General features: G+C 70.7%; 10 protein-coding genes. 6 read left to right on the top strand and 4 right to left on the bottom strand.

Features of this window, described 5'->3' with window-relative positions; all coding sequences use genetic code 11:
- Positions 1–2 precede the first annotated feature (2 nt).
- Both ACIBG8_RS18400 and ACIBG8_RS18395 read right to left on the bottom strand, forming a co-directional pair.
- The gene (locus ACIBG8_RS18400) at positions 3–809 is read right to left on the bottom strand and encodes a DMT family transporter (RefSeq protein ID WP_397344022.1); all 807 of its coding nucleotides are present in this window, start codon (positions 807–809) and stop codon (positions 3–5) included.
- A 76-nt stretch (positions 810–885) separates the two neighbouring features.
- Positions 886–1512 (bottom strand): DedA family protein, encoded by a 627-nt coding sequence (locus ACIBG8_RS18395; RefSeq protein ID WP_397344021.1) that lies wholly within the window; start codon positions 1510–1512, stop codon positions 886–888.
- A gap of 287 nt (positions 1513–1799) precedes the next feature.
- On the opposite strand from ACIBG8_RS18395, the gene ACIBG8_RS18390 reads away from it, so the two are divergent.
- Positions 1800–2954: a sensor histidine kinase gene (locus ACIBG8_RS18390; protein ID WP_397344020.1), complete on the top strand. Its 1155-nt coding sequence runs from the start codon at positions 1800–1802 to the stop codon at positions 2952–2954.
- Here ACIBG8_RS18390 and ACIBG8_RS18385 read toward each other — a convergent pair.
- Complete coding sequence (locus ACIBG8_RS18385; protein ID WP_397344019.1) at positions 2902–5124, bottom strand: hypothetical protein; 2223 nt, start codon at positions 5122–5124, stop codon at positions 2902–2904. The genes ACIBG8_RS18390 and ACIBG8_RS18385 overlap by 53 nt on opposite strands.
- A 19-nt stretch (positions 5125–5143) precedes the next feature.
- Positions 5144–6310, bottom strand: coding sequence for an ROK family protein (locus tag ACIBG8_RS18380; protein WP_397344018.1), 1167 nt, complete (start codon positions 6308–6310; stop codon positions 5144–5146).
- Positions 6311–6435: 125 nt separating this feature from the next.
- Here ACIBG8_RS18380 and ACIBG8_RS18375 point away from each other — a divergent pair, with 125 nt between their 5' ends.
- The 5 genes from ACIBG8_RS18375 to ACIBG8_RS18355 are packed head-to-tail and all read left to right on the top strand — an operon-like array spanning position 6436 to position 12257.
- Entirely contained in the window at positions 6436–7680 is a 1245-nt protein-coding gene (locus ACIBG8_RS18375; RefSeq protein ID WP_397344017.1) for a Gfo/Idh/MocA family protein, read from the top strand.
- Positions 7677–9293, top strand: coding sequence for a beta-N-acetylhexosaminidase (locus ACIBG8_RS18370; RefSeq protein WP_397344016.1), 1617 nt, complete (start codon positions 7677–7679; stop codon positions 9291–9293). The genes ACIBG8_RS18375 and ACIBG8_RS18370 overlap by 4 nt, the downstream gene beginning before the upstream one ends.
- Positions 9290–10570 (top strand): ABC transporter substrate-binding protein, encoded by a 1281-nt coding sequence (locus tag ACIBG8_RS18365; RefSeq protein WP_397344015.1) that lies wholly within the window; start codon positions 9290–9292, stop codon positions 10568–10570. The genes ACIBG8_RS18370 and ACIBG8_RS18365 overlap by 4 nt, the downstream gene beginning before the upstream one ends.
- Positions 10571–10575: 5 nt before the next feature.
- Positions 10576–11442, top strand: coding sequence for a carbohydrate ABC transporter permease (locus ACIBG8_RS18360; protein WP_397344014.1), 867 nt, complete (start codon positions 10576–10578; stop codon positions 11440–11442).
- Positions 11442–12257, top strand: a complete 816-nt coding sequence (locus ACIBG8_RS18355) for a carbohydrate ABC transporter permease (protein ID WP_397344013.1) — start codon at positions 11442–11444, stop codon at positions 12255–12257. The genes ACIBG8_RS18360 and ACIBG8_RS18355 overlap by 1 nt, the downstream gene beginning before the upstream one ends.
- Positions 12258–12259 lie beyond the last annotated feature (2 nt).

Raw genomic sequence — 12259 nt, 5'->3', positions numbered from 1 at the left:
CATCAGGTGGTCCTCTTCTCCAGGGGGGTGGTTCTGGCGAGTGCGACGGTGCCTGCCGCGGTGAGCGCGGCGGCGAAGATCGGGGCGAGGCCGGTGGGGAGCGGCTCGCCGAGGAGCAATGCGCCGAAGGCGACGGCGGTCAGGGGGTCGGCGATCTGCAGCGCGGCGAACGAGACGCCGAAGTGGCCGACGGCGTAGGCGCGCTGCAGCAACATCAGGGCGAGCAGTGCCGGCAGGGGGAGGGCCAGCACGTACCACCAGTTCCAGGTGCCGTCGACGAGCACCCGCATCAGCGTGGCCGTCGCGCCGTAGAGCACCCCGGCGCTGGTGGCGAGCAGGGCGGCCTTCCCGGCGGCCGAGGCCACCTTGGAGCCCGCCCAGAGCAGGACGGCGGCGATCCCGGAGACGGCCAGCAGCGTGGCCGCGCCCGCCGGGGTCAGGACGGTGGGGCCGTCGTGGGCGGGGACGAGCAGGACCAGGCCGATGAGCCCGATCGCGACGAGGCCCGCCGCCGCCAGTTCCCTGCGGGTGGGCTTGCGCTTGTGCAGGGCGCCGGCGATGGGCAGGGCGAACAGCAGGGACGCGACGCCCATCGGCTGGACGACCGTGAGCGGGCCGAGTCCGAGGGCGACGATGTGGAGTCCGGCGCCGCCCACGATGGACAGGCCGCCGAGCAGCCAGCGGGGCTTCCTCAGCAGGTCGCGCAGGTGCGGCTTGGCCGTCCCCATCGCTTCGAACTGCTGCAGTGCGGCGCCGAGTGCGAAGAACAGCGAGCCGACGAGGGCAATCACCGCTGCCAGCACAGTCATGCGCACTCCTTTCACCTTGATGAAGCCAGGGGGATGTGTCCGCTAGCCCAAACCGGGGCGAAGCGGGGTCGAACAATCAGGAGTCTCGATGAGCGCCCTGTGCCGCTCCGACGAGCTCCCTGTGATTTCTCTGAGAGCGCTTCCTGAAGAAGCGCACGGCTTCGACGACCGCGGTGATGGACAGCGCGATGCCGAGGCCGAGCAGCAGACCCTTGATCGGGTCGTTCTCGAAGGCCATGCCGCCGAAGAAGCCGATCAGGCCGGAGTAGACCGCCCAGGAGGAGGCGGCGATCGCGTCGAAGAAGGTGAACTTGCGCAGCGGGAACCGTACGGCGCCCATCGTGATCGTGGTGGCGGTGCGGCCTCCCGGGATGTAGCGGGCGACGACCAACACCTGGCCGCCGCGCTCATCCAGGGCCTTGCGCGCCCAGACGAAGGCCTTCTTGTTCCTGAGCCGCCCCGCGCCCTTGTACCCGATGGCGTAGGAGATGTGATCCCCCACGAAGGCGCCAAGTCCGGCCACAAGGATGACCAGCGCCAGGTTGGTCTGGCCGCTCGCGGCGAACACCGCGGCGGTGATCACTGACGTCTCGGCCGGCACGATGGGGAAGAACCCGTCGAGCACGGCGAGGCCGAACAGCGCCACGTACAACCAGGGCGAGGACATGACCTGGTTGACCAGGTCGAGAATGGCGTGAGACATGGACGTGCACTCCGATCGTTTGGGGGAGCTCACCCAGCTTGTCGGCGGGGTGTGTCCGGAACCATCGGGAATGCCCCCGGTCCTGGCCGGGGCTGACCCCCGGAAGGCTCAGGGTTCGACTCCTCCGACCGTAGGAAGCGGGCCATGGACGGCACATCCGACGAACGCCACGCCCACCCCCCGACTTTCGTCAGGTCCGGCTCATCCTTGAGATGGAACCCTGAGACCCGTCTAGGGGTTACTTTCGGCAGTGTGGCCGGTCCCAGCTGGGCCGATACCGTCGTGGCGTGAACCAACTGCACCGCCGAAACCGCCGCGAGGTCCTCAGGGACCTGGGCATGTGGGCCCTGTTCTCCGTGCTGGTCGTGGCCTCCGGCCCCGACCCGACCGAGGGGGCCGGGCCCTTCCTCGCCGTGTCCGTCGTCGGTGTCCTGCTCGTCGGGCTGGCCGTCCTGTTCGGCAGGCCGTGGCCGCTGGCCGCCGTGGTGCTGCTGCTGCCGGTCGGCCCCTGGGACTTCACCGAAGGCTGGGCGACGATCGACCTCGCCTGGATGGGGCTGCCCACCGGGGTGAAGATCCTCCCGTTCGGCGGCGGAGGGGCGGCGGTGGTGACCTACGCCTACCTGACGGGCCGCCGCACGGTCAGGGTCTGGCCCGCGCTTGCGGTCCTCTGCGCGGTGGCGGTGACCGGGTCGGCGGTCGTGCTCGTCCAGGGCGGCGGCGTGGCCCGGTGGATCACGATGGGCAGCGCTCTGGCCGGCCTCTACGCCGTGCCGTACCTGATGGGCCTGATCCGGCGGCGCATCGTGCTGCAGCGGGAACGCGCCAGGCAGGCGGCGGAGGCGCAGGCGAGGCTGCGCGAGCGGACCAGGATCGCGCACGACATGCACGACTCGCTGGGCCACGACCTGGCGCTGATCGCGGTCAGGGCGGCGGGCCTGGAGGTCTCGCCGGGGCTGGCGCCCGCGCAGGCGAAGGCGGCGGGCGAGCTGCGCGTCGCTGCGGCCGACGCGACGGAACGGCTGCGCCGGATCGTCGGCCTGCTGCGCGAGGACGCGGCAGCCGCGCCCCTGGTCCCGGTCGGCGAGGGCGTCGCCGACCTGGTCGACCGGGCCAGGGCCTCGGGCATGACGATCACGCTGGAGTTGTCCGGCGAGCCGGAGATCGCCCACCGGGTGGTCCAGGAGGGGCTGACCAACGCGGCCAAGCACGCCCCCGGCGCCCCGGTGGCGGTGACCGTCACGCCCGACCTGGTCCGCGTGCGCAACGGGCGGCCGCTCGCGCGCCCGTCGGTGAAGCCGGGCGGCCTGGGCCTGACGGGCCTGCGCGAGCGGGTACGGCTGGCCGGATGGACCCTGGCGTCAGGCCCATCAGGCGACGGCTACGAGCTCACTGCGGCCAGGGATGGGAGTACACCACCCGCTGCCCAGGAGCCTCGTTGAGCATCCAGAGCCGGTTGGCCGACGGCACGTAGGCGAGGTTCTCCAAGTTGACGGCCCCGCGCGTCCAGAGCTTGGTGTCCTCCCCGGTCGAGGTCGTGTAGAGGCAGCTCGGGATGTTGTACATGCCCCCCACCCACTCCGGGCACGGCCCGGCCAGCACGTAGCGCCCGTCGTGCGAGGCGCCGCCCTGCAGCCCGGGAATCGTCGTGGTCAGCCTGGCCGAGGCGGTCGCCACGCCGCCGGGTGCGACCAGCAGCCCGGTGGCCTGGTCGATCGGCCAGCGCACGATGTCGCCCTTCGAGTTCGGCGCGGTGGTGAACTCGGCCGGCCCGCTGGACAGGCCCGCCTCGAAGGTCACCAGCTCGTTCGCGCCGACGTCCAGGGAGGCGGCGGTGATGCACGGGACCGGCTTGTCCGGCTGGTAGGTGCCGCAGCCCTGGGTGGGGAAGTGGTAGGTGGCCACGCGCGGCAGCGCCCAGAGGTGGTAGCTGGCGTTGGCGACGCCGCCCGACATGCCCACGCTTCCGCCCGAGCCGTTCATCTTCCAGATGTGGCGCAGGTCGAAGACGTCGAAGCCCTCGTAGCCGTTGGTGCCGGTCGCCGCGGGTTCGAACGTCCTGAGGAACAGGTAGGTGCCCGACAGCACGATCGCGTCCGCGTGCCCGGCGACCGGCGCGAACACCGAGGAGGTGCCGGTCGGCCTGACCAGCAGCGCGTGCCGGTAGGCCAGCGTGCCGGTATCGGTGAAGGTGAGCCTGGTCAGCTTCTGCGCGGGGAAGTCGGGGTGGGAGGAGTTGTACCAGCTCGTGAGCAGGAGCGAGCCGCCGTTCGACGCGATGCCCTGCGGGACGTAGGTCATCGAGGAGTCGTCGCCGTAGCGGTCGTCCCAGCAGAAGCCCGTCGCGGGGAACCTGGCGTAGGTGGGGTGGCACAGCGGCTTGGCCGTGCTGTTCGCGCTGGCCAGCACCGACGAGACCGGCTGCGGGGCGAGCTGCGGGTAGGACTGCTCCGCCTGACGCACCCTGGCGAGGTCGGCGCCGTCGTAGGTCATGGTCAGCGGGGTGCCGGGCGCTGCCACCAGCGGGCCGGTGACCACGGTGTCGGGCGCGGTGAGGTTCTTCAGGCCGAACCTGGTGAGGACGCTGCCCGCGCCGTCCTCGTAGGCGACGCCGAACGTCCCGTCGGCGGGGGAGACCCCGATCGACGCCGCGCGGCCGAACGGCGTGGCCGGGAACCGCCGCTGGGCGGAGGCGTCGGAGTTGTAGCCCGCCACGGAGGAGCCGCCGCCCTGCGTCCAGGACACGGCGAACCCGCCGGTGTCGTCCATGCCGATCGCCGGGGCGGTGCCGGGCGCGAGGGTCTTCTGCGCGACGCGCTGCGACAGGTCGGCCCTGAAGCCGCGCACCTTCACCTCCCACGGGCCGGCCGCGTTGCCGCTCCAGGCGACCACGAAGTCGCCGCCCGGCATCGAGGAAACGGCGGGCGACTGGTGGGTCAGCGTCCTGTCGCCGTTGGCCGGGGCAGAGGCGCGGGTGACCGCACCGGTGGAGGAGAGCTTGGCGTAGTAGACGTCGGTGTTCTGCTCCCAGACGACCACCGAGCCCGCGCTGTCCACGGAGACGGCCGGGTTGGTGGCGCCGTTGCCCGCGTTCACCTGGATCGGGCCGAAGGTGCGTGAAGTGACGGAGGAGTAGCCCGCGGCCCTGACCGTGGTGGTCGCGGCGTCGGGGTGGTCCTCCCAGGTCACGACGAACGCGCCGGTGCTCCGTACGGACACCTTGGGTCTGGTCTGGTCGCCGCGCCACTCCGACGGGCCGTTGGCCGTGGTGATCGCCGACATGGTGCCGTCGGCCTTGACCACGCGCACGTCGATGTCGCGCACGCCGTCGCCCTCGCTGTCCTCGGCCCACACGACGACCGCGTCGCCGTTGTCCGCGACGCCCACGGACGGCTGGACGTGGGAGAACCCGGCGCTGCCTCCGGCGGAGACCCTGACGTCGCGCTGGAGGACGCCCTGGTTGAACTGGCGCAGGTGGACCTCGGAGCCCGACTCGTAGGCGACGGCGCTCCATCCGGTACGGCTCGCGCCCATCGACGGGTGCGCCTCGCCGGCCGAGGCCGCGGGTAAGGCGACGAGGAAGGGCAGCAGGAGCAGAAGGGGGGTGTGCATGCTCGCGACTCCAGGGGGGTTAGTGAGTGCGTTGCGGCGCCACGGGTGGCGCGATCTCGCCTTCCGGTGAGAAGAACTGCTGGTCCAGGTGGTCGATGGCCAGGCACGCCGCGCCGAGCACGACGCCTTCCTCGCCGAGGGTGGAGGTCCTGATCTCCGGCGGGCGCAGGCAGTGCGGCTCCAGCGCCCGACGCAACGGGTCGAGCAGGACGTCGCCGGAGCGGGACAGCCCGCCGCCGAGCACGACCAGCTCGGGATCGAGGGTGAGCACCATGGCAGCCGTGCCCAGCGCCAGGTCGGCGGCGTAGGCGTCTATGGCGGCCAGCGCGTCGCGGTCGCCCTTGCGCGCCGCGGCGAACACGAGCGCGGCCGCCTCCTCCTCCGGCACGCCCCTGGCCACGGCGCACTGCTCCAGGTGGCCGCGCATGGTGCGCCACCTGGTGATGTCCATCAGCCCGACCTCGCCGGTCGCGCCGCTGAACCCGTGGTGGAGCACGCCGTTGATGATGAGCGCCGCTCCAGGGCGGCGGCCGACGTGCAGGTACACCACGTCGCGCACCCCGGCCGCGACGCCCAGCCGCTGCTCGGCCAGCGCGGCCAGCTTGCTGTCGTTCTCGACCAGCACGGGGCAGGAGAAGATCTCGTGCAGGTGGCCGACCAGGTCCACGCCCGCCCAGTCGGGCACGGCCTCGACGCGGGCGATCCGGCCGGACCGGTCGACGACGCCGACGCTTCCGGCCGCGAGCGCCCAGATGTCGGACGCCGGGAGCCCGGCGGCGAGCAGCGCGGCGCCGATGGCCCTGGTCATGGCGTCCAGCCGGTCGGCGACCGAGGTGTTGCGGTCCACCGCGATGCGTCCGCTCGCCATGACCCGGCCGTCGAGGTCGGTGATCGCGGCCATCACCTTGTGCACCCCTATGTCGAGGCCCAGCACGTGTCCCGCGTCGGCGCGGAAGCGGTAGCGGCGGGCCGGGCGGCCCATCGTGCCTGGGGCCGGCCGTACCTCCGCGATCCAGCCCCGGCTCTGCAGGTCGGTGACGACGTCGCCGATGGAGCCGCGCGACAGCCCGGTGCGGGTGGCCAGCTCGGTCAGGGTGAGCGGCTGGGGCGCCTCCCGCAGCGCCCGGATGCTGCTGAGCGAGTTCAGCTGGCGTAGCCGCTGAAGATCTCCGCCGCTGACCTGCACGCGCTCAACCCCTCTTATTGATGGAGACCACAGTATGTATCACCTGGCCTCGGAGAAAACAGCCCTTGACCCTGCGACCTTCTGGGTGAATATTAATGGACTCCAACATAAGTGGGAGTTGAGGAATGTCTGTCTCCATCGCCGTCGCGGGGGCGGGACTGCGTGGCCAGATCTACGCGAGGAACGCCGTCGAAGGCGGACGCGCGCGGATCGTGGCTGTCGCCGAGCCTGATCCGGCGAGAAGGGCGGCCTTCGCCGCCGAGTTCGGGGTACCCGACGAGGGCCTGTTCGCGGACTGGGCCGAGATGGCGGCTAGGCCGAGGCTGGCCGACGCCGTGGTGATCTCCACCCAGGACCGCCTGCACGTCGAGCCGGCCGTCGCCTTCGCCGACCTGGGCTACGCCATCCTGCTGGAGAAGCCGATGGCGCCGACCGAGGCGGAGTCGCGCACGATCGTCGAGGCGGTCAAGCGCAACGGGGTCATCTTCGGCGTCGGCCACGTGCTGCGCTACACCCCGTACACCAGGCTGCTGAAGTCGGTGATCGCCAGCGGCAGGCTCGGCGCCGTCGCCAGCGTCCAGCACCTGGAGCCGGTCGGCTGGTGGCACATGGCGCACTCCTTCGTGCGGGGCCTCTGGCGCAGGGAGGACGAGTCGGGGCCGATGCTCCTGACCAAGGCCTGCCACGACATCGACTGGCTGCTGCACGTCATCGGCCTGCCGCCGCGCAACGTCGCCTCGTTCGGCAGCCTGGTGCACTTCACCCACGAGAACCGGCCGGAGGGCGCCGGCACCCGCTGCGTGTCCTGCGCCGTCGAGCCCGACTGCCCCTACTCGGCCAAGAGCTTCTACCTGGGCTGCCTGGGCAACAAGAACCGCGAGTTCTGGCCGCTCAGCGCCGTCACCAGCGACAAGACGGCCGAGGGCGTGACGGCCGCGCTCACCGACGGACCCTACGGCAAGTGCGTGTACGCCACCGACAACGACGTGGTCGACCAGCAGGTCGTGATCCTCGAGTTCGAGGGCGGCGTCACCGCGTCGTTCACCATGACCGCGTTCACCCCGCTGGAGCACCGCAAGACCCGCGTCTTCGGCTCGCACGGCTTCGTCGAGGGCGACGGAGAGAAGCTCAGGATCGTCGACTTCAGGACCGGCGAGCAGGAGGTCCTCGACTCCAAGAACCGCGCGGGCGCCTCGGCAGGCGACGGGCACGGCGGCGGCGACGGCGGACTGACCAGGGCGTTCATCGAGGCGGTCGAGACGGGCGAGCAGAAGGCGCTCGGCGGCGACGCCCGCGACGCCCTCGCCGGTCACCTGGTGGTCTGGGCGGCCGAGCGCGCCCGCACCACCAGGAGCGTGGTGTCCCTGTGATCCCCGCACCGGCTCGGGTCGGCGAAGGGTCCGGCGCCTTCACGATCACCCAGGACACGGCTCTCGTCGCCGACCCGCCGTTCTCGGCCACCCTCAGGTGGCTGCGCGACGTGCTGGGCCGCGCGACGGGCTACGCATTGGACGGCGCCCCCGCCGCCGGTCACCCGCGCATCGAGTTACGCAGCCGCGACGGCCTCGGCCCCGAGGAGTACCTGCTCCAGGTCGCCGAGGACGGCGTGCTCATCGAGGCGTCGGAGGGGGCGGGCGCCTTCTACGGCGCGCAGACCCTGCGCCAGCTCCTCGACCCGGCCGCCTTCCGCGCGGCCCCCGTGCGTCAGGGCGAGTGGACCGTCCCCGCCGTCACCGTGGCCGACCGCCCCGCGTACGGCTGGCGCGGCCTCCTCATCGACGTGGCCAGGCACTTCCTGCCCAAGAACGACCTGCTGCGCTACGTCGACCTGATGGCCGTGCACAAGCTCAACGTGCTGCACCTGCACCTCACCGACGACCAGGGCTGGCGGGTGGAGATCAAGCGCTACCCCAGGCTCACCGAGGTCGGCGCCTGGCGCAGGGAGTCGCCGGTGGGCGCTGTCGTGCACGGCGTGTCCGACGGGCGGCCGCACGGCGGCTACTACACCCAGGACGACCTCAGGGAGATCGTCGCCTACGCCGCCGCCCGCCACATCACCGTCGTGCCCGAGATCGACCTGCCCGGCCACACCCAGGCGGCCATCGCCGCCTACCCCTCGCTCGGCAATCTCGACGAGCCGCTGGAGGTCGGCACCACCTGGGGCATCGGCTCCAACGTGCTCAACGTGGCCGACGAGACCATCACGTTCTTCAAGAACGTGCTCGACGAGGTGCTCGACATCTTCCCCGGCGAGTACGTGTGCGTCGGCGGCGACGAGTGCCCCAAAACCCAGTGGAACGACAGCGTCCAGGCCAAGGAGCGGATGCGCGAGCTGGGCCTGGAGTCGGCCGAGGAGCTGCAGACCTGGTTCGTCAGGCAGTTCACCGACCACCTGCTCGCCAGGGGGCGCAGGCCGTACGCGTGGGACGAGCTGCTGGAGGGCGGCGTGCCGCCCGGGACGACGGTGTCGGCGTGGCGCGGGGAGCTGTGCGCGACGCTGGCGGTCAAGGCGGGGCACGACGTGGTCGTCTCCCCGTTCGACCGCCTCTACCTTGACTTCCGCCAGGCGGACGGGCACGAAGAGCCCGTGCCGATCGGGAGCGTGACGACGCTGCGCGACGTGCACGCCTTCGATCCCGTCCCCGCGGGGCTGGACGAGGACGAGCGGCGGCGGGTCCTCGGAGCCGGGGCCGCACTGTGGACCGAGCACATCGACTCGCCCAGATTGCTGGACTACATGGCCTTCCCGCGGCTGAGCGCGTTCGCCGAGGCCGTGTGGAGCGGAGCGCGGGACTTCGGGGAGTTCGCCGACCGGCTCGCCGTACACGAGCGGCGGTTGGCGGCGCTGGGGGTGGAGTTCAGGCCCGCGAGCGGGCCGCACCCCTGGCAGAAGCGCCCGGACGCGCCGGGCAACCCCAGGACCAGCGCGGAGATCGGGCGCAAGCTCGCCGGCTGGACCGCCAACCTGTCAAGGAGAACATGATGCGTGGATCCATCGCTCTGGCCTTAGGCGCTCTCGTCCTGGTCGCCGGGTGTTCCAACGGTTCTGCCCAGCCCGCCTCCGTGGCGCTCGACCTGAACAAGCCCGTCACGCTCACCTGGTGGACGGGCCAGGCCACCGAGGGTCAGGCGCTGCTGGAGAAGCTGGCGGCCGAGTTCCAGGCCAAGCACCCCAACGTGACGATCAAGGCCTCCTCCGGCGCGCCCAACACCGACAAGCTGCTGGAGAAGATCAGCGCGGGCTTCGCCAGCGGCGACTACCCCGACATCTCCTACGCCTTCGGCGCCTGGGCCAGCAGGATCGCCGCCAGCGGCAAGGCCGTCGACATCGCGGCGAAGGTCGACTGGAAGGACTTCCCCGAGGCGGCGCGCAAGACGGTGACCGTCAAGGACAAGGTCATCGGGATGCCCGCGCTGATCGACGACATCGGGATCATGTACAACAAGAAGCTCTTCGACGCGGCGAAGGTGGCCTACCCCACCAACGACTGGACGTGGGAGCAGTTCGCCGAGGCCGCGAAGAAGCTCACCGACCCGGCCAAGAAGAGGTACGGCCTGGCCTGGAGCGTCGACGGCACTGAGGGGACGGTCTACCCGTTCTGGCCAATGATGTGGCAGTTCGGCGGCCAGATCGTCGACGAGGGCGGCACCAAGGCCACCTTCGACTCCGACGGCGCCGTTCAGGCGGCGACGCTGCTGCAGAAGATGGCCAGGACCGACAGGAGCGTCTACCTCGACCAGAGCGGCACCAAGATCCAGGGGCTGTTCAACGCGGGCAACGTCGGGATGTTCCTGACCGGCCCGTGGTCGAGCAACCCCAGCAAGAAGGGCGGCGTCGACTTCGGCGTCTCCTTCCTGCCCGGCCAGAACGGTGACCACCAGACGATCGCCGGTCCCGACTTCTGGGCGCTGCTCGACCACCAGGACGCCACCCGCTCGCACTGGGCCTACGAGTTCGTCGCGTTCGTGACCGAGGCGGAGCAGGACTCCCGGTGGAGCGCCGTGGCCGGATCCCTGCCGCTGCGCGCCTCCGAAGGGGAGACGCCGGAGTTCAGGAAGCGGCTGGCCGACGACCCGACGCTGCAGGTCTTCTTCGACAACCTGAAGAACAGCAAGAACCTGCGCCCGGCCATCGAGAGCTATCCCGAGCTGGCCCAGGAGGCGGCGGCCGGGCTGGTCAAGGTCCTGGTCGAGGGCGCCGACCCCAAGCAGGCACTGACCGAGGCGGCGCAGAAGGCCACCTCCTCGATGGACGGCTGACCTTCATGGCCAAGAAGGGACTCGTCGGCTGGGGATTCGTGCTGCCTGGCCTCCTCGTGGTGGCCGCCATGCACCTGTTCCCTGCCGGGTGGGCCTTCCTGATCTCGCGGCAGAAGACCGACAACATCGCTCCGGCGACGGACGTGGGCTGGCGCAACTACGAGCGCATGGTCGCCGACCCGTCCGTCTGGGCGGCGGTCAGGCACACGCTCTTCTACACCGTGCTCTACGTGCCCGGCTCGATCGTCGTCGGGCTGCTGCTCGCCGTGGCGCTGAACAGGAAGATCCGCTTCATCGGCTTCTACAGGACGTGCATCTTCATCCCGTTCGTCGCCTCGAACGCGGCCCAGGGCATCCTGGCCAACTACGTGTTCGACCCGACGTTCGGCATGGCCAACAACGTCCTGAGGGTGGCCGGGCTGCCGCAGCAGCAGTTCCTGGAGAGCCCCTCGCAGGCCATGATCGTGCTCGCCGTGGTGGGTCTGTGGAGCTCCGCCGCCTTCAACGTCGTGATTTATCTGGCGGCGCTGCAGGACGTGCCCCGCTCGCTCACCGAGGCCGCCATGATCGACGGCGCCTCGCGGTGGCGCGCCTTCCGCTCGGTGGTCGTGCCGCACCTCGCGCCGGTGACGGTGTTCGTCGGCGTGTGGCAGACCATCCAGGCGCTGCAGCTCTTCGACCTGGTCTTCGTCACGACCAAGGGCCAGCCGGCCGACTCCACCACCACGATCGTCTACTACATCTACCGCGTCGCCTTCGAACGGCTGCGCTTCGGGTACGGCTCCGCCCTCGCCTACGGCCTGTTCATCGGCACCTTCGTCATCACGCTGGCGATCCTCGTCTACTCGCGCCGGCGTAAGGAGGCGTTCTGATGCGCTTGCCGTTCAGCCCCTGGCACTTCCTGCTCATGCCCACCGCGCTGCTGTTCGTGCTGCCGCTGGTGTGGATGGTGCTCACCTCGCTGATGGCGCCGGGGCAGATCCAGCAGTACCCGCCGCCCTTCCTGCCCGACGGGATCCACCTCGACGGCTACCAGCGGCTGTTCGCCGAGATGCCGGTGCTCACCTGGATCCAGAACTCGCTGATCGTGGTCGTCACCGCGATGGCCAGCCAGCTCGTCCTGTGCTCGCTGGCCGGGTACGGCTTCGCCCGGCTGAAGTTCAGGGGCAGCGGCGTCTCGTTCCTGGTGCTGCTCGGCACCATCATGATCCCGACGCAGCTCCTGCTGATCCCGGCGTTCGTCATGTTCTCCAAGATCGGCATCGCCAACACCCTGGGCGCGGCCATCGCGCCCTGGCTCTGCTCGGTCTTCGGCATCTTCCTGATGCGGCAGTTCTTCCTCACGCTCCCCGGCGAGCTGGAGGAGGCCGCGATGATCGACGGCTGTGGCCGCCTGCGGGCCTTCGTGCGGATCATCCTGCCGCTGGCCAGGCCCGCCCTCGCCACGCTCGCCGTCTTCTCGCTGCTCGGCACCTGGAACGACCTCGTCTGGCCGCTCATCGGGATCAACGACCCGTCCTGGTACACGCTGCAGCTCGGCATCGCCCAGTTCTCCGGCACGCACAGGACCGACTGGTCGCTGCTGATGGCGGGCAACGTCGTGGCCACCCTGCCGATGGCGCTCGGCTTCCTGTTCGCCCAGCGCTACTTCGTCGCCACCATGTCCTTCTCCGCGATCAAGGGCTGACG

The organism is Nonomuraea sp. NPDC050556 (assembly GCF_044457355.1).
Taxonomy (GTDB): Bacteria; Actinomycetota; Actinomycetes; order Streptosporangiales; family Streptosporangiaceae; genus Nonomuraea.
Note: the sequence above shows the minus strand (reverse complement) of the source record. Positions and strands in the feature narration are given on the sequence as shown.

Bases quoted from the DNA above. Each gene is read 5' to 3' on its own strand.
- ACIBG8_RS18400 (WP_397344022.1), bottom strand. From the start codon at position 809: ATGACTGTGCTGGCAGCGGTGATTGCCCTCGTCGGCTCGCTGTTCTTC.
- ACIBG8_RS18395 (WP_397344021.1), bottom strand. From the start codon at position 1,512: ATGTCTCACGCCATTCTCGACCTGGTCAACCAGGTCATGTCCTCGCCC.
- ACIBG8_RS18385 (WP_397344019.1), bottom strand. From the start codon at position 5,124: ATGCACACCCCCCTTCTGCTCCTGCTGCCCTTCCTCGTCGCCTTACCC.
- ACIBG8_RS18375 (WP_397344017.1), top strand. From the start codon at position 6,436: ATGTCTGTCTCCATCGCCGTCGCGGGGGCGGGACTGCGTGGCCAGATC.
- ACIBG8_RS18365 (WP_397344015.1), top strand. From the start codon at position 9,290: ATGATGCGTGGATCCATCGCTCTGGCCTTAGGCGCTCTCGTCCTGGTC.
- ACIBG8_RS18360 (WP_397344014.1), top strand. From the start codon at position 10,576: ATGGCCAAGAAGGGACTCGTCGGCTGGGGATTCGTGCTGCCTGGCCTC.
- ACIBG8_RS18355 (WP_397344013.1), top strand. From the start codon at position 11,442: ATGCGCTTGCCGTTCAGCCCCTGGCACTTCCTGCTCATGCCCACCGCG.